This is a genomic window from Ruegeria sp. F11, assembly GCF_056533855.1.
Genome location: NZ_JBQFOW010000009.1, coordinates 145,086 through 161,553, shown reverse-complemented (window position 1 = coordinate 161,553; position 16,468 = coordinate 145,086). Strand labels below are relative to the sequence as shown.

At 62.7% G+C, this 16,468-nt stretch carries 20 protein-coding genes; 15 read left to right on the top strand and 5 right to left on the bottom strand.

The window, feature by feature from the left end; genetic code table 11:
* Positions 1-37 precede the first annotated feature (37 nt).
* The 7 genes from ACR0NJ_RS13725 to ACR0NJ_RS13695 all read left to right on the top strand — a co-directional run bounded on the left by ACR0NJ_RS13725 (position 38) and on the right by ACR0NJ_RS13695 (position 6,538).
* Positions 38-1,741 carry an acyl-CoA dehydrogenase gene (locus ACR0NJ_RS13725; protein WP_480817694.1) on the top strand — a complete coding sequence of 568 codons (1,704 nt, stop codon included), beginning with the start codon at positions 38-40 and terminating at the stop codon, positions 1,739-1,741.
* Positions 1,741-2,787, top strand: coding sequence for an MBL fold metallo-hydrolase (locus ACR0NJ_RS13720; protein WP_480817779.1), 1,047 nt, complete (start codon positions 1,741-1,743; stop codon positions 2,785-2,787). Before ACR0NJ_RS13725 ends, ACR0NJ_RS13720 begins: the two co-directional genes overlap by 1 nt.
* A 4-nt stretch (positions 2,788-2,791) precedes the next feature.
* Positions 2,792-3,244, top strand: a complete 453-nt coding sequence (locus ACR0NJ_RS13715; RefSeq protein ID WP_480817693.1) for a DUF6173 family protein — start codon at positions 2,792-2,794, stop codon at positions 3,242-3,244.
* 57 nt (positions 3,245-3,301) lie between these two features.
* Positions 3,302-5,140, top strand: a complete 1,839-nt coding sequence (locus ACR0NJ_RS13710) for a glycerophosphodiester phosphodiesterase family protein (protein ID WP_480817692.1) — start codon at positions 3,302-3,304, stop codon at positions 5,138-5,140.
* Positions 5,127-5,687 carry a hypothetical protein gene (locus tag ACR0NJ_RS13705; RefSeq protein WP_480817691.1) on the top strand — a complete coding sequence of 187 codons (561 nt, stop codon included), beginning with the start codon at positions 5,127-5,129 and terminating at the stop codon, positions 5,685-5,687. The genes ACR0NJ_RS13710 and ACR0NJ_RS13705 overlap by 14 nt, the downstream gene beginning before the upstream one ends.
* 68 nt (positions 5,688-5,755) lie before the next feature.
* Entirely contained in the window at positions 5,756-5,890 is a 135-nt protein-coding gene (locus tag ACR0NJ_RS13700; RefSeq protein ID WP_480817690.1) for an aa3-type cytochrome c oxidase subunit IV, read from the top strand.
* 18 nt (positions 5,891-5,908) lie between these two features.
* Positions 5,909-6,538: a hypothetical protein gene (locus ACR0NJ_RS13695; RefSeq protein ID WP_480817689.1), complete on the top strand. Its 630-nt coding sequence runs from the start codon at positions 5,909-5,911 to the stop codon at positions 6,536-6,538.
* On the opposite strand, the gene ACR0NJ_RS13690 is transcribed toward ACR0NJ_RS13695, so the two are convergent.
* Both ACR0NJ_RS13690 and ACR0NJ_RS13685 read right to left on the bottom strand, forming a co-directional pair.
* Complete coding sequence (locus ACR0NJ_RS13690; RefSeq protein WP_480817688.1) at positions 6,527-6,859, bottom strand: AzlD domain-containing protein; 333 nt, start codon at positions 6,857-6,859, stop codon at positions 6,527-6,529. The genes ACR0NJ_RS13695 and ACR0NJ_RS13690 overlap by 12 nt on opposite strands.
* A complete protein-coding gene (locus ACR0NJ_RS13685) occupies positions 6,856-7,566 on the bottom strand; it encodes an AzlC family ABC transporter permease (protein WP_480817687.1) in 711 nt (236 codons plus the stop codon). The genes ACR0NJ_RS13690 and ACR0NJ_RS13685 overlap by 4 nt, the downstream gene beginning before the upstream one ends.
* Positions 7,567-7,615: 49 nt before the next feature.
* On the opposite strand from ACR0NJ_RS13685, the gene ACR0NJ_RS13680 reads away from it, so the two are divergent.
* The 6 genes from ACR0NJ_RS13680 to ACR0NJ_RS13655 are packed head-to-tail and all read left to right on the top strand — an operon-like array spanning position 7,616 to position 12,039.
* Positions 7,616-8,503, top strand: coding sequence for a formate dehydrogenase accessory sulfurtransferase FdhD (locus ACR0NJ_RS13680; RefSeq protein WP_480817778.1), 888 nt, complete (start codon positions 7,616-7,618; stop codon positions 8,501-8,503).
* A 3-nt stretch (positions 8,504-8,506) separates the two neighbouring features.
* Positions 8,507-9,058: a YcxB family protein gene (locus ACR0NJ_RS13675; protein ID WP_480817686.1), complete on the top strand. Its 552-nt coding sequence runs from the start codon at positions 8,507-8,509 to the stop codon at positions 9,056-9,058.
* Positions 9,055-9,699, top strand: coding sequence for a molybdenum cofactor guanylyltransferase MobA (mobA, locus tag ACR0NJ_RS13670; protein ID WP_480817685.1), 645 nt, complete (start codon positions 9,055-9,057; stop codon positions 9,697-9,699). The genes ACR0NJ_RS13675 and mobA overlap by 4 nt, the downstream gene beginning before the upstream one ends.
* On the top strand, positions 9,696-10,187 hold the full coding sequence (gene mobB / locus ACR0NJ_RS13665) for a molybdopterin-guanine dinucleotide biosynthesis protein B (RefSeq protein WP_480817684.1): 492 nt from the start codon (positions 9,696-9,698) through the stop codon (positions 10,185-10,187). Before mobA ends, mobB begins: the two co-directional genes overlap by 4 nt.
* Positions 10,184-11,449, top strand: coding sequence for a molybdopterin-binding protein (locus tag ACR0NJ_RS13660; protein WP_480817683.1), 1,266 nt, complete (start codon positions 10,184-10,186; stop codon positions 11,447-11,449). The genes mobB and ACR0NJ_RS13660 overlap by 4 nt, the downstream gene beginning before the upstream one ends.
* On the top strand, positions 11,446-12,039 hold the full coding sequence (locus ACR0NJ_RS13655; protein WP_480817682.1) for a GNAT family N-acetyltransferase: 594 nt from the start codon (positions 11,446-11,448) through the stop codon (positions 12,037-12,039). The genes ACR0NJ_RS13660 and ACR0NJ_RS13655 overlap by 4 nt, the downstream gene beginning before the upstream one ends.
* Here ACR0NJ_RS13655 and ACR0NJ_RS13650 read toward each other — a convergent pair.
* The 3 genes from ACR0NJ_RS13650 to ACR0NJ_RS13640 form a co-directional block, all read right to left on the bottom strand.
* The gene (locus tag ACR0NJ_RS13650; RefSeq protein ID WP_480817681.1) at positions 12,036-13,028 is read right to left on the bottom strand and encodes a hypothetical protein; all 993 of its coding nucleotides are present in this window, start codon (positions 13,026-13,028) and stop codon (positions 12,036-12,038) included. The two genes, ACR0NJ_RS13655 and ACR0NJ_RS13650, sit on opposite strands and share 4 nt — an antisense overlap.
* 15 nt (positions 13,029-13,043) lie before the next feature.
* Positions 13,044-13,514, bottom strand: a complete 471-nt coding sequence (gene greA / locus ACR0NJ_RS13645) for a transcription elongation factor GreA (RefSeq protein WP_480817680.1) — start codon at positions 13,512-13,514, stop codon at positions 13,044-13,046.
* 235 nt (positions 13,515-13,749) lie between these two features.
* Positions 13,750-14,130, bottom strand: coding sequence for a VOC family protein (locus ACR0NJ_RS13640; RefSeq protein WP_480817679.1), 381 nt, complete (start codon positions 14,128-14,130; stop codon positions 13,750-13,752).
* An 88-nt stretch (positions 14,131-14,218) separates the two neighbouring features.
* Between ACR0NJ_RS13640 and soxR the strand changes: the two genes are divergently transcribed.
* A complete protein-coding gene (soxR, locus tag ACR0NJ_RS13635) occupies positions 14,219-14,674 on the top strand; it encodes a redox-sensitive transcriptional activator SoxR (RefSeq protein WP_480817678.1) in 456 nt (151 codons plus the stop codon).
* Positions 14,675-14,810: 136 nt separating this feature from the next.
* Positions 14,811-16,457, top strand: a complete 1,647-nt coding sequence (locus ACR0NJ_RS13630; protein WP_480817677.1) for an electron transfer flavoprotein-ubiquinone oxidoreductase — start codon at positions 14,811-14,813, stop codon at positions 16,455-16,457.
* The last annotated feature ends 11 nt before the right edge of the window (positions 16,458-16,468 follow it).

The window sequence follows — 16,468 nt, the reverse complement described above, 5'->3', positions numbered from 1 at the left end:
CTGCGCGACCCAATCAGACCGCCTTTTGAGGGAAGTCATGCCATACCGCGCCCCAATCTCAGACTATGAATTCCTGTTCCGCAACGTGGTGGGGTTTGACCAGATCGCCGCCACCGACAAGTTCGCCGATGCCACCCCGGATGTGGTCAGCGCGATCCTGACCGAAGCCGGAAAACTTTCGGAAGAGGTTCTGGCCCCCCTGCAGCGCCCCGGCGATCTGGAACCGGCGCGGCTGGAAAACGGTATCTTGCGCACCTCGCCGGGCTATGCCGAGGGGTGGAAGGCCATCGCCGAAGGCGGCTGGATCGGGATCAATGGCGATCCGCAATATGGCGGTATGGGGTTGCCCGTCTCGGTCACGACGGCGGTCAATGAGATGTTTGCCGGTGCCTGCCTGTCGCTGCAACTGGCCCCGTTGATGACCCAAGGGCAGATCGAGGCGCTGGAACATCATGCCAGCGACGCGCTGAAAGAGCTGTATATCCCCAAGATGATGGCGGGCGACTGGTCCGGCACCATGAACCTGACCGAGGCGCAGGCGGGCTCGGATGTCGGCGCGCTGGCCTCGCGGGCCGAACCCAACGGGGATGGCACTTACGCGGTGACGGGGCAGAAGATATTCATTTCGTGGGGCGATAACGATTTCGCCGAAAATGTCTGCCATCTGGTGCTGGCGCGCCTGCCGGATGGCGTGCCGGGAACCAAGGGGATTTCGTTGTTTCTGGTGCCCAAGTTCATCCCGGATGAAAACGGCAATCCCGGTGGTGCAAATGACCTGAAGGTTGTCTCGCTGGAACACAAGATGGGCCTGCACGGCTCTCCGACCTGTGTAATGCAGTATGACGGGGCCAAAGGCTGGCTTGTCGGCGAGGAACATGGCGGCATGGCAGCGATGTTCACGATGATGAACAACGCCCGTCTTGGGGTCGGCGGTCAGGGGGTTGGCGTGGCCGAAGGGGCCTATCAGCACGCGCTGGCCTATGCGACCGAGCGCAAGCAGGGCAAGACCGCATCGGGCACGATCATCGACCATGCGGATGTGCGCCGGATGGTGCTTGAGATGCGCGCCGATACATTTGCGGCCCGCGCGATCCTGATGGCCAACGCGGTGGCCATCGACATGGCACAGGCCACCGGCGATGCCGATTGGGTGGCGCGCGCGGCGCTTCTAACGCCGATCGGAAAGACCTTCGGGTCCGAGACCGGCATTCGTGTCTCCGAGACCGGGATGCAGGTGCATGGCGGCATGGGCTATGTCGAGGAAACCGGGGCCGCGCAATTCTGCCGCGACGTTCGCGTCACTGCGATTTACGAGGGCACCACCGGCATTCAGGCGATGGACCTTGTGGGTCGCAAGATGATGGACGGGGGCGAGGCGGCCTCGCGCCTGTTGGACGAGATCGAAGATCATGCCGAGCAGGCCCGTGCCACCATGCCCGACCTCGCCGGTCCGGTTTGGGAAGCGACCGAGTCGCTGCGCGAGGCGACCGAATGGCTGGTTGCCCGGGACGATCTGAACGACCGCTTTGCCGGTGCGGCGGCCTATCTTCGCGCCTTTGCTCGGGTGTTGGGCGGGCATTACCATCTGGTCTCGGCGCTGGCCGACCCGGACGGTCCGCGCGCAAAACTGGCGCGGTTCTATATCAACGCCCTGCTGCCCGAATATTCCGGTCTGCTGGCACAGGCGCAGACCGGGGCGGGGGACCTTTTTGCACTCAGCCCCGATGAGCTAATCGCGTGATGGACGGCGTGGAGCCCGCAACGATCCGATATCCGTGGCCCGAAGCACCCTCGGGCGCCGAGGCGGTTGAGGTTGCCAAGGGCGTGCTGTGGATGCGGCTGCCTTTGCCAATGGCGCTGGATCACGTGAACATCTATGCGCTGGATGATGGCGATGGTTGGACGGTGATTGATACCGGCATTTCGACCAAAAAGACCCGAGGTTTGTGGGAACAACTGCTCTCTGGCCCGCTGGCTGGCAAACCGGTGAACCGCGTGGTGATTACCCATCACCATCCGGATCACGTGGGCAATGCCGGGTGGTTTCAGTCCGAACATGGGGCCGAACTGGTGGCTAGCCGCACCGCCTGGCTATTCGCACGGATGTTGACGCTGGATGTGCAGGAAAGCTGGCCGCAGGAGACGCTGGATTTCTATCGCGGTGCGGGCATGGACGCTGAGATTCTGGCCAAACGGATGGCCGACCGGCCCTTCAATTTTGCCGATACCGTCTATCCGATGCCGCTGGGCTTTACCCGGATCAAACAGGGTGATGTGATCCGCATGGGCGGGCGTGACTGGGACGTCCATATGGGCAACGGCCACGCGCCCGAACACGCGACGTTTTGGAGCCGCGACGACCATCTGGTGTTGACCGGCGACCAGATCCTCAGCTCGATCAGTCCCAATCTGGGAGTGTACGCCACTGAGCCGCTGGCCGATCCGGTCTCAGGCTGGCTGGAAGCCTGCGAGCGGTTGAAACTGCTGGCGCGCGACGATCATCTGGTTCTGGGCGGTCATAAGCTGCCCTTCACCGGGCTGCCCCTGCGGATGCAGCAACTGATCGACAATCACCACGGGGCGCTGGCGCGCCTGCTGGACGATCTGGACAGGCCCAAAACGGCGTCCGATTGCTTCCTGCCGCTGTTCAAACGCACCATCAGCGAAGGCGAATATGGGCTTGCACTGGTCGAAGCGGTTGCACACCTGAACCATCTCTACCACATTGGGTCTGTCACCCGGACGCAGCGCGCGGACGGGGCGTGGGAGTTTCAGCGCAAAGGGTAACGCGATGCAGGACCAGATCGAAACCTCGGCCGAGGCCGCCGAAGCCGCCGCCCTGCCACGCTGTTACGAGGTTCACGCCAACCCCGACGCAGAATCCGGTGCCAAGAACCTGCCCGGCCCGCTGCAAAAGCCCGTCGAAACAAAAAGTCCCGCCCAATGGGCCTATGAACGCCTGATCCTTTATATCCAGAACTTTGAGAAGACCCTGGATGGCGACCATGAGGTTGCCATGGGCTTCACCGGCGGCGATGCGGGCGTCATGCGGATCGAGGGGATGGGGTATTTCGACCCCGACGTGATCACCTTCTATGGCTCGGATGGTGCAGGCGCGCGGACGCAACTGGTGCAGCATGTCACCCAGTTGAACGTGATGTTGCGCGCCCTGCCCAAATCGGTCGAGGACAAGCCCGCCAACCGCATCGGCTTTCGTCTGGCCGCCGATCTGGAAGAAAGCTGACTTGCAATTCACGCTTTCGCAGCCTTGAATGAGTGAACCATTCAGGAGGCCGCGCGCGTGACCACTTTCTCAGCCGTTACAACTGCCTATGCCCGTGCCTGGAGACGACGGTGGGTGTTTGTGCCGATCTACCTCGCCGTGCGCCTGCTGCTGATCGCGCTGATCGCGCCCGGTGTGGCGGCGGCGGTCAATCTGGCGGTGTCGCTGTCGGACCAGACGGCGCTGACGGATCAGGACATCGCGATGTTCATCCTGTCGCCGGTAGGCTTTGTTGCGGCCATCGTGGTGCTCAGCCTGTTTCTGCTGGCCGAGGTCTTTGTCTTCTCGGTCATGGCCGGATCGCTGAGGATGGGCGAATCCGATCCCTGGCGCGCGGGCAGTGCCGCCATCGGCCTGATCCTGTCGCGTCTGCCTGCACTCTTTGGCTTTGCGGCGCGGTTCATTCTACGGGTGCTTCTGCTGGCGCTGCCGTTTCTGGCTGTGGCGGGGCTGATCGCGTGGTGGACGCTGACCGAATATGACATCAACTATTACCTGACCTTCCATCCACCCGCCTTCTTGGTTGCGGCTGGCCTGATCGGAGCCGTGGCGCTGGTGATGGCCTGGGTGCTGATCCGCAGGCTCTCGGCCTGGGCGCTGGGCCTGCATCTGGTGCTGTTCGAAACCATCCACCCGGCCCATGCCTTCAACATCAGTGCCCAGCGGATGGAGGGCAAGCGGGGCCGCCTCAAGGTTCAGCTGGTTCTGTGGCTGATCCTGCGCTTTGTCATTGCTGCCGCGATCGCATGGATCGCCGGGCTGCTGTTTGCCCTCGTACCGCTGCAGGGGGCCAGCCATCTGCGGCTGGCGCTGATTTACAGCTTGCTGGTTGCGGGCCTGTGGTCTCTGGCCGGGCTGGTTCTGGCGGCTACGGCACTGGGGGCGCTGGCGGTGCTGCTGGACCGGTACTTCGAGATCAGGACGGAAGAGCCTCCGCATCCCGAGCCGGGGCGCCTGGGGGTTCCTTTGGTCGTAGCGGTCGGGCTGGCGCTGGGCGCGCTGGTGATCGGCGGGGTGTTCAGCCATCAATTGCTGGAACGCGTGCAGGCCCCCGACCACGCAGAGGTCATCGGCCATCGCGGCGCGGCGGCTTTGCGGCCGGAAAACACCATGGCCTCGGTCCTGAAAGCCATTGAGGATGGCGCGGACTGGGTCGAGATCGACGTGCAGGAAACGGCGGATGATGTGGTCATCGTCGCCCATGACAGTGATTTCATGAAACTGGCCGGAGTGAACCTCAAGGTCTGGGACGCCACGATGGCGGATGTGGCCGAGATCGACATCGGCAGTTGGTTCGGCCCGGAATATGCAGACGAGCGCACGCCCACATTGCGTCAGGTGCTTGAGGCCGCGAAAGGCCGTGCCAAGGTGATCATCGAACTGAAATACTACGGCCATGATGTCGATCTGGAAAACCGCGTTGCCGCGCTGGTCGAGGAACTGGGCATGCAGGACGACATTGCCACCATGTCGCTGAAATACCCCGCGGTGCAAAAGATGAAGGCGATCCGCCCCGACTGGCGCGCGGGCGTTCTGGCGGCCACCGCCGTGGGCGATCTGTCGGGTCTGGACGGCGATTTCGTGGCGGTGAACGCCGCAACCGTGTCGCCGGGGTTGATCCGGCAAGTGCATGACGCGGGCAAGGATATCTATGTCTGGACGGTGAACGACCCGCTGCAGATGTCGGCCATGGCCTCGATGGGTGTGGACGGGCTGATCACCGACCGCCCCGCCATGGCCAACGAGGTTCTGCGCGTGCGCGCCGAGATGGGCCCGGCCGAGCGGCTGTTGCTGTGGCTTGCCACCACATTCGGCCTGCAGGTCGATACCGAGGCGATGCGCGATGAAAGCCCCTAGGCTGGCGCTGTTCTTGGTCGCGCTGTCTGCCCCGGTATCGGCGCAGGACCTGATGCGCGGGGTCGAGATGCCCGCCCACCGCGCCCTGATCGCGCAGCGGGGCGAGGCCGAACTGACGCCGTTCGAAACCGATGGCTGCTCGGGCGGCCTGTCGGCCAGTTGGCGCTGGGTCGCTGACACTTTCCCTCAGATCGGAGAGCTTTTTCAGGCCCACCCGCCGTGGGAGGGCTGCTGCGTGACCCACGACCGCGCCTATCATAACGCAGGCGGGGCAACTCGCGCGGTTGACAGTTACGATGCCCGCCTGTCCGCCGACGAAACCTTGCGCTCCTGCGTCAAAGCCCATGGGGAAGAACATGCGGATGAATATGCCACCCGCTACGACATGACCCCCGACCAGATTCGCAACGTGCACGCCCTGACCGCCGATGCGCTGTACGGAGCGGTACGGTTCGGCGGCGGCCCCTGCAGCGGTCTGCCCTGGCGGTGGGGGTTCGGTTATCCCGGATGCTCGGTCTTTGGCGAGCGCGCCCCTGCGCGCGAATGACGTGGTGACAGGCCCCGGATTTTCCATTATCCAACAGATCAAACACGCGAACTAGGAATCTTCGACTCATGGCTGAACACAAGCACGGCGAAATGGACATCACGGTTCAAACCAAAACCTTCAATGGCTTCGTCAAGGCCACAACATGGTGCGTGGTGGCAATCGCCTTCCTGTGCCTGTTCCTGGCGGTTTTCGCGTCCTAAGCCGAAGCGGGGGCAGCCGTGTTTCGCATCCTGATCGCCTGCCTTCTGGCGGCCACGCTAGCAGGCTGCGCGGGCTCGAACCGTCCGCAGGCGGATCAGTCTGAAATTGTGGCCCGATCTTACCGCGATCCCGGCCCCTCGACCCTGACGCTTTATACGATGATCAACACGCGCACCGGTTCGGGTGCGCACACGTCGTTGATGATCGGCGGCAGCGAGCGGGTGATCTTTGACCCCGCAGGCTCGTTCCAGGCGGATGTTGTGCCGATGAAGGATGACGTCCTCTACGGTATCACCCCGGCGGTCGAGCGTGCCTATCGCAGCGCCCATGCGCGCGAGACGCATTATGCCCGCATCCAGACCATCGAAGTGACACCGCAGCAGGCCGAGATCGCGCTGCAACTGGCGAAACAGTCGGGGCCGGTTGCCGGGGCCTACTGCGCAAACTCCACCGCACGCCTCTTGCAGCAGGTGCCGGGGTTTGAAGAGATCGATGTGACCTTCTACCCGGTCAAACTGTCCGAACAATTCGGCCAGCTTCCCGGCGTGGTGACCGAGGACTACCGCGAGAACGACGATGCGGACCTGCAAAAGGGTTTGGCGGCGAACAACGCGCGGCTCAATCAGCTGGATGCGTCAGCCCAGTAGATACAACAGCCCGTAAAGCGTGGCGGCCCCGCTGAAGATCGCCGCCAGCACGTTCTTGGTGACATACCCCACAGTCAAAGCCACCGCCGCTGCAGCCATGCGCGGCAGGTCCGGCTGCCCTTCAGTGGCCGAGGGCCACACGACCAGCGGCGCGATCAGCGCAGGGATGATCGCCACCGCGGTGTAGCGCAGATGGCGCAGCAGCCAGGGCGGCATCGGGCGGTCTCCGACCAGCCCGATAAAGGTAAACCGCAGTGCGTAGCTGCCAATCGCGAGACCGGCGATGACGATCCACATGGTGGTCGGGTCGATCTTGCTCATATCTTTCGTCGCTCCAGCATCAGTTCAGCCTGTGCACCTGTGACCATGCCTGCCGCGCCTGCGATCAGCAGGCCCAGATTGAATGGCACGCCAACGGTCAACAGCGCGACAACGATGGCAACCAAGGCGGCCACCACATGGGCCAAGGTCCGCATCATCGGACCGATCATGGACAGAAAGGTAATCGGCAGCGCGAAGTCCAGCGCCCAGCTTTCCGGGATTTGCGTTCCCAGAACGGCTCCCAGATAGGTGGCGATTATCCAAAGCGGTGTGATCGGTGTGACCGCGCCGAAGAAATAGGCCATCCGCTGCGGCACTGTCATGTCGGGCTCTTTCTCGAACCGCACGATGGAACTAGCGTAAGACTGATCCACGATCAGATAGGCAGCACAAGCCCGCTGCCACAGCGGCGCGGCCCCCAGATAAGGTGTCAGCGAGGCCGAATACATCGCCACCCGCAAATTCACCGCCAGCGCCGAGATCAACACGATCACCGTGGGCGTGTTGTCCTGCAAAAGCTGCAAGGCGGTGAATTGCGCGGCCCCGGCAAACACGGTGGCCGAAAACGCCATGGTCTGGACGACGTTCAACCCGGCCTCGGTCGCGAAGACGCCGAACAGCAAGCCAAAGGGGATGGCCACGAAGACAAACGGCGTGCCGTCGCGAAAACCCTTCCAGAAGTATGACTTGGATGTGGCGGAGGCCATGGCTAAATCCTATGGTGATCGCAGCAGCAGTAGCGGTCTTGGGAAAGGGTTGCAATTGGCCACGGAACTGGATGTCTCGGATTACCTCATCGCCCCCGATCCCGGCGCGGCCCGTCTGACCCGTGCGGTTGAGGGCGTGGACCAGAATGGCGAGATCAGCCAGATCTCGGTGGTCGAGGAACGCCCGCTGACGATTTTCCTGAACGCGCAGGAAATCGTGACCGCGATGACTATTGGCGATTACCCCGAATATCTGGCGCTGGGCTTCCTGCGCAATCAGGGGATGCTGCTGACCGATGATGAAATTACCCGTGTCGATTATGACGACGATCTGGAAACCGTAGTGGTGCGCACCGCGCGACAGACGTCATACGAGGACAAGCTGAAGAAAAAGACCCGTACCAGCGGCTGCGCTGTGGGTACGGTGTTCGGTGACATGATGGAGGGGCTCGAGGATGTGCGCCTGCCGCAGGTCTCGGTCCGCACCTCATGGCTGTATGAACTGGCGGCAAAGATCAACCGCACCCCGTCGCTGTACCTTGAGGCCGGGGCGATCCACGGCACGGTCCTGTGCCGCGAAAACCGACCTTTGGTCTATATGGAAGACGTGGGCCGCCACAATGCCGTCGACAAGATCGCAGGCTGGATGCTGTCCGAGGGCGAAGGGGCGGCGGACAAGATACTCTATACAACTGGCCGTCTGACATCCGAGATGGTGATCAAAACGGCGATGATGGGCATCCCGGTTCTGGCGTCACGCTCGGGCTTCACCGCCTGGGGTGTGGAGATCGCGCGCGAGGTCGGCCTGACCCTGATCGGCCGCATGCGTGGGCAGAGGTTCGTGTGCCTGTCGGGTGAGGACCGGCTGGTGCGCGATGTCGACCCGGCGAGCGTGGCGGTTGAGGATAAGAAACACAGGCGGAAGAGTGCGGAGTAGACATTGACTTACAAATATCACTTGTCAGAACAAATTGACGACAAGATCCTCGTTAGAGCCATGGGTAAGTGCAGGCAAAGTAACACCGGAAAAGGCGCTTACTGGGGCTACGTGGCGTTGGATTCAATAAGAGGAATTTTGGCCGTTGTTGGCGGAATTGTTGTCGCTTTCATAGCGTTTCGTGCGCTTGGCGCTCTCCCTCTGACACAAGGTCTTTTTGCACCTGTATCCGGAGGGATAATTGGAGCTGGCGTGCTTTTTTTTGCGGAACGTTTTTCCAGAAGGCTGAAAGTCAGACAGATGATGGCATCGCCGATTTACAGCGGCGGAACTGACTTTACATTCACGTCAGACGGTTTGGATATGCGGTCGCCCTATGTAACTTGGAGTGTTTCTTGGCGTGCTGTTGAAAAAGTTGTCGAAGATAAGGCTGGGTTCTTCTTTTACGCTGGTGCTTTCGTCTATGTGCTGCCCAAGAAACTTCTGAGCACAGGGGACGCTCAGAACTTCCTTGAAACGGTTGAAAACTGGCGTTCTGCGGAGAGGGCAGCTTGACCAAACCTCTCGGCATCATCCTCGCAGGCGGTCTTGCCACCCGGATGGGCGGCGGCGACAAGGGCCTTTTGCAAATCGGCGGGCAAAGCCTGCTGGGCCATGTGATTGACCGTTTGGCTCCGCAGGTCGACGGGCTGGCGCTGAACGCCAATGGCGAGGCGGCGCGGTTTGCCGATCTGAACCTGCCGGTCATCGCGGATTCGATCGACGGGTTCGCGGGCCCTTTGGCCGGTGTGCTGGCCGGGCTGGACTGGGCGGCTGAACAAGGGGCCGACCGTATCGTCACCGCCGCCGCCGACACGCCGTTCTTTCCGCACGATCTGGTGGCGCGTCTGACGCAGGCTGCCGAGGGGCAGACGCATCCACTGGTGCTGGCAACGACCCCGCGCACCGGGGAGAAGGCGCTGAAATCCGGCGGCGGCATGCGGGTCAACCGGCACCCGACCTTTGGCCTCTGGCCCGTCGCTTTGCGCGATGATTTGCGCGCGGCGCTGACGGACGGGCTGCGCAAGGTGGTGCTGTGGACCGATCAGCATGACGGGCGCGAGGCGCTGTTTCAGGCCCAGCCGTTCGATCCGTTCTTCAACGTCAACACGCCCGCCGATCTGGATCGGGCGCAAAGACTGCTGGAGCGGGCATGAGGGTTTATGGCGTCACCGGCTGGAAAAACGCAGGCAAAACCGGATTGATGGAACGTCTGGTGGCCGAGATATCCAACCGGGGATTCTCGGTCTCGACCGTCAAACGTGCCCATCACGCTGTCGATGTCGATCAGCAGGGGACCGACAGCTATCGCCACCGGGTTGCAGGCGCGCGCGAGGTGCTGTTGGCCTCGGGCCAGCGCGTGGCGCTGATGCAGGAGTTGCGCGGCGCGCCTGAGCCTGCGCTGGATACGCTGCTGGCGCGGCTGTCTCCGGTCGATCTGGTGCTGATCGAGGGGTTCAAACGCGAAGGCCACCCCAAGGTCGAGGCGTTTCGCGCCGAAGCCAAAAACCCGCTGATTGCGGGCAATGATGCGACGGTCCGCGCTGTGGCCAGCGACACGCCGCTGGATGTGGACATCCCGGTTTTCGATCTGAACGACACCGCCGCCATTGCGGATTTCATCCTGAAGGAGGTCGGATTATGAGCACACCTGACATCGCCCCGCCACCGCTGCGCAACGATTGCTTCGCCTTGCCCGCGGGGGTGAACTGGACCCCGGTGGATGACGCGCTGGCTCTGCTGCGCGACAGGCTCAGCGTGGTGACGGGTGTTGAGACGGTCGCGTTGCCGCAGGCCGCAGGCCGGGTGCTGGCTGCGGACGTGATCGCGAAACGGTCAAACCCGCCGCTGCCCAATAGCGCCGTGGACGGGTACGGCTTTGCTGGGCGCGCGCCTGAAGGCGCGCAGGTGATGCCGCTGGCCGAGGGGCGCGCGGCTGCAGGTGTCCCGTTTGACGGCACGGTTCCTGCAGGTTTCGCGCTGCGGGTGCTGACTGGCGCGGCGCTGCCGGTCGGGGTGGATACGGTAATCCTCGAAGAAGACGTGACCCTGAAAGACGGGCATATCGCCTTCAACGGGCCCCTGAAACAAGGCGCAAATGCCCGCGACGCCGGGGAAGACGTGGCCGAGGGCGACACTGCGCTGCCCGCCGGGCGGCGTCTGACGCCTGCCGATCTGGCCCTGCTCTCGGCCATTGGCGTGGCACAGGTCTCGGTGCGCAAGCCGTTGCGCGTGGCGGTTCTGTCCACCGGCGACGAGTTGGTCGAACCGGGAGATGTCGCCGGGCCGGGGCAGATTTATGACGCCAACCGCCCGATGCTGTTGTCTCTGGTGGACCGCATAGGGTTTGCCCCGGTCGATATGGGCCGAGTGGCCGATGATCGTGAGGTCCTGCGAGCGCGGCTGGACGCGGCGGCTGAACAAGCGGATGTGGTCCTGACCAGCGGCGGTGCCTCGGCGGGGGATGAAGACCACGTCTCGGCCTTGTTGCGGCAGGCCGGGGCGATGCAGGAATGGCGCATCGCGCTGAAACCGGGCCGTCCCCTGGCGCTGGGTTTGTGGGCGGGCACGCCGGTCTTTGGCCTGCCGGGCAATCCGGTGGCGGCCTTGGTGTGCACTCTGATCTTCGCCCGCCCGGCGCTGGGCCTGATGTCGGGCGAAGGCTGGTCGGAACCGCAGGCGTTCGACGTTCCGGCGGCGTTTGAGAAACGCAAAAAGCCGGGGCGGCGGGAATACCTGCGCGCGCGCATCCGCGACGGGCGGGCCGAGGTGTTCCATTCCGAAGGCTCGGGCCGGATCAGCGGCCTCAGCTGGGCCGAGGGGCTGGTGGAAATCGAAGACGGCGCGCGGGATATCAGGCCCGGCGACATGGTGCGGTTTTTGCCCTACGGCAGTTTCGGTCTGTGACCGTCACCGTATCGCGCGGGTTCATCCCGGCGGAACGGCCTTTGGCGGCGAGCCTGTTTTGGCAGGCGTTTTCGGCCAAGCTGAACCGGGTGATGGGGCCGGATGAAAAGGGTATCGCCTTCTTTGCGCGCGCCCTGAACCCCGACTTCGCGCTGGTTGCGCGCGATGCGGATGGCAGGATGCTGGGATTGGCGGGGTTCAAAACCCGCGAAGGCGGGTTGGCCGGGGGCAGCATGTCCGATCTGGCGGGCGTCTACGGCTGGTTTGGCGCGTTATGGCGCGCATTGGTTCTGAGCGTACTGGAGCGTGATCTGCAGCCCGGCGTCTTCCAAATGGACGGCATCTTTGTTGCGGCAGAGGCGCATGGGCAGGGGGTGGGCACCGCTCTGCTGACCGCCATCAAGGACGAGGCCCGCCGGTCTGGGGCGACGCAGGTGCATCTGGACGTGATCGACAGCAACCCTCGCGCACGTGCGCTCTATGAGCGCGAGGGGTTCCGGGCCATCTGTCAGGAACAGACTGGCCCGTTTCGGCATGTTTTCGGCTTCAGCAGCGCCACCAAGATGAGTTGGACAGTTACGCCGGACTAGTCGAAGGTTCCTGCCACACGCCCCAGCAGCATGAAGGCGCGGGCGGTTCGGGTCTCACCCAGTGCGGTCAGTTCGCTGTCGCTGGCACCCGGCTCGAACTCGACAATCATATTGTCGAAGCGGCGCAGAAAGTGATGCGCCGCGTCGCGAAAGATCGGGTCCTGTTTCATACGTGCGGCCGTCAGCGCCAGCGAAGACCGATCGCGGATGCCGCCAAGGGCCGCAATCGAGCGACCCCGCGCGCCTTGGGCGAACTGACGCCAGATCTCGGGCCGGGCCATGTCAGGGCGCAGGTCGTCCATATAGATGCCTTCCTGACTGAGCAGGGTCAGAACATCCTGCGAGGCTTGCACCAATTGCGCGGCCTTCCGGTCCTTCAACGCCATCCGCAGGGCATTGAACCCTTCGGTGTCGTTCTCGGTCTCGGGGAAGTTCATCGCCCGGATGAAGATGCCGGTGGTCAGCGGCGGCGCGATATCTTCGGCCGGGGTGCCAAGTTCCAGCGAGGTCTGGTCGTCGGGCGCAGCAGCCCGTGCACCCGAGGCCACCGACTCACCACGCTTGGTCGAAAACGTCGCCAGCGCGCTTTCGGTCTTTTTCGCGGCGGCGGCGATTTCGTCCAGCTTTTTGGTCACGGTGGGCTCGGACGTGCTGGCGGCGCGCTGCTGCTGGACGACATAGGCCTGCCGGATCGCATCAATCGCCGTCTGTAGCCGGGCGCTTTCCTCGCGCATTACGCGGCTGGCGCGCATGGCGGTGGCCGCGACCCAGATCATCGCCACCGGCATGAAGACGGCCAGAAAGGACACGACAAATCCGCCCTGCCCCTGACCGGGCAGAACCAGAAACACAACCGACACGACCAGCCAGATCACACTCAGCACCAGCGCCGCGATCTCGATCCCGGTCACGCTGGATTGCTTGGGACGATCATAGATGCCCAATGAGGTTGGCCGTTCGCTTTCCGGGTCTGGGTTGGGCCCCGACATGACACGCGCTCCGGATCAGGCGTATTCGATATTCAGAACTTCGTAAGACCGCACGCCGCCGGGGGTGCGCACCTCGACACTGTCACCTTCGTCCTTGCCGATCAGGGCGCGGGCCATGGGCGATTTGACGTTCAGCAGGCCGTTTTCGATATTGGCCTCGTACTCGCCGACGATCTGCCAGGTTTTTTCTTCGTCCGTATCCTCATCGACCAGCGTCACCTTCGCCCCGAACTTGATCGCACCGGACAGCTTGGCGGGGTCGATCACGTCGGCCAACGACAGGATGCCTTCCAGTTCCTTGATGCGGCCTTCGATAAAGCCCTGCTTTTCCCGGGCCGAGTGGTATTCGGCGTTTTCCTTCAAATCACCCAGTTCCCGGGCGGTTGCAATCGCTTCGATGATCGCCGGGCGCTCGACGGATTTGAGGTTCTTCAGCTCCGCCGCGAGCGCGGCATTGCCCGCAGGCGTCATTGGAATTTTTTCCATACTCTTGTCGTCCACGCATAAATTGAGCCGCCCCGCCGCATGGAAAGCGTCGGGGCGAAAGATGGGTTGCTGAATACCTGACCCAAATGAGGCGTGAATTGCAAGAGGCGACAAGACCCCGTTCGTTCAATTCGCGATTTAGCGCCGCCGCGGCGGCGGCGGAGGTCGCCTGTGGCGGTGGCCCAAAAGATTGCCGCGCCGCCATCGGTGCGCTTCGGTTCCAAGCCAGAGCATCTCAATCATATTGAACCACCTCAAACTCGATGCCGTTGTCATCGTCGAAATAGAACCGCTTGCCCGGCTCGTAATCCGCGTGCGACGTGGGGGTGAACCCGGCCTCGATCACTCTGGCCTCGGTCGCGTCAATGTCTTCGACCAGAACGCCCACATGGTTCAGCCCGCCGACGATGTCATAGCTGCTTTCGCCTGCCGGTTTCGGGTTCTCGGGTGCATAAAGGGCCAGATAGGTATGCGCGCTGCCCACATGCACGGTGTAGCCGCCGGCGATGGCCGGGCCCTCCCAGCGGGTTTTCCAGCCAAAGACCTTCTCCATCCACTCGGCCGAGGCTTTCGGGTCGCGGACGGTGAAGTTTGTGTGTTCCAGTGTCGCCATCATGGGGTCTCCTTTTCGATTTTCAGGCTTGTTTCGACTCACCGTAATTTCTAAACCTAACTTTAGGTCAAGGATTATTTGCGAGGGCATGATGGCGGTTTCCGACGGGTTGGCGATAGGGGCCTTGGCGCGGCGCACCGGGCTGGCGGTGTCAGCAATCCGGTATTACGAGGCACAGGGCCTGATCGCGCCGTGGCGCAACGCAGGTGGGCAGCGCCGGTATCAGCGGGCGGATATCAGGCGGCTAAGCTTTGTCATGATCGCCCAGCAATTCGGCCTGACCCTGCCCGAGATTCGCGAGGTCCTGTCGGACCTGCCCGGAAACCGGACGCCCACGCCGCAGGACTGGAAGGATATCAGCGTCAATCTGCGCGCCCGTCTGGATCAGCGAATCGACACGCTGGTCCGGCTGCGCGACAATCTGGACGGCTGCATCGGCTGCGGCTGCCTGAGCCTGCCGAAATGCAGGCTTTACAACCCCGATGACCGGGCCAAATCCCATGGGAGCGGTCCCAGATACCTGATGGGGGATGCGCCAGAGGCATGATCTGCCGCATAGCGCGAATGTTACGCCGTGTTTCGATTGACCTGAGTCTTTCCGACCATGTAATCAGCCGAGAAAGAATATTGCGCCGACCGCATGAGAACAGCGCCAATTCGGAAAGTTAGCTAAGGAGCCCGCGATGGCCGAGATTGAACGCGAAGCGATGGAATATGACGTGGTGATCGTGGGCGCAGGCCCCGCGGGCCTGTCAGCGGCCATCCGTCTGAAACAGCTGGATGCCGACCTGAATGTCGTGGTTCTGGAAAAGGGCTCGGAAGTGGGCGCGCATATCCTGTCGGGCGCGGTGCTGGACCCCTGCGGTCTGGACGCGCTGATCCCCGACTGGAAGGACAAGGGCGCGCCGCTGAACACGCCGGTCAACGAAGACAATTTCTACATGCTGGGCGAGGCCGGTCAGATCCGCATCCCCAACTTCCCCATGCCGCCGCTGATGAACAACCACGGCAACTACATCGTCTCGATGGGCAATGTCTGCCGGTGGATGGCCGAACAGGCCGAAGAACTGGGTGTCGAGATCTTCCCCGGCATGGCGTGCTCGGAACTGGTTTATGGCGAGAACGGTGAGGTTAAGGGCGTCGTTGCCGGTGTCTTTGGTCTGGAACCGGACGGGTCTTATGGCCCGAACACCGAACCGGGTATGGAACTGCACGGCAAATACGTCTTTCTGTCGGAAGGCGTGCGCGGGTCGCTCTCCAAGGAGGTCATCGCCAAATACGACCTGTCTGCCGGTAAAGAGCCGCAGAAATACGGCGTCGGCATGAAAGAGATCTGGGAGATTGACCCGGCCAAGCACAAAGAGGGCTCGGTCACCCACACCATGGGCTGGCCTCTGGGTAGCAACGCGGGCGGTGGATCGTTCATCTATCACCTTGAAAACAATCAGGTCTATGTCGGTTTCGTGGTCCACCTGAACTACAAGAACCCGCATCTGTATCCCTACATGGAATTCCAGCGCTTCAAGCATCACCCGATGGTGGCCGAGCTTCTGAAAGGCGGCAAGCGCGTGGCCTATGGTGCCCGTGCCATCACCGAAGGCGGCTATCAGTCGATGCCGAAACTGGTCGCGCCGGGTGTGGCGCTGCTGGGCTGCTCGGCGGGCATGGTCAACGTGCCGCGCATCAAGGGTAACCACAACGCCATGCTGTCGGGCAAGGCGGCGGCCGAGGCCGCTTTTGACGCCATCAAGGCCGACCGGTCTGGCGACGAACTGACCGCCTATGAAACTGACGTGCGCGAAGGCGCCATCGGGTCAGACCTGAAGAAGGTGCGCAACGTCAAGCCGATCTGGTCGAAATGGGGCCTGACCGCATCCCTGATGCTGGGCGGTCTGGACATGTGGACCAACACGCTGGGCTTTTCGCTGTTTGGTACCGTGGGGCATGGCAAGAACGATGCCGAAGCGACCGAGGATGCCAGCAGGCACCAGCCCATCGACTATCCCAAACCCGACGGCACGCTGTCCTTCGACCGTCTGACCAACGTGTCCTTTGCCGCGACCAACCACGAGGAAAGCCAGCCCTGCCATCTGAAACTGGCGGACCCGGATATCCCAGTCAAAGTGAACCTGCCCAAGTTCGACGAACCGGCGCAGCGGTACTGCCCGGCGGGCGTCTACGAGATGGTCGAGGATGAAAGCGGACCGCGATTCGTCATCAACTTCCAGAACTGCGTGCATTGCAAAACATGTGACATCAAGGACCCCAGCCAGAACATCACCTGGACCACGCCGCAGGGTGGGGACGGTCCGAACTATCCCAACATGTAAGCGAAAATACG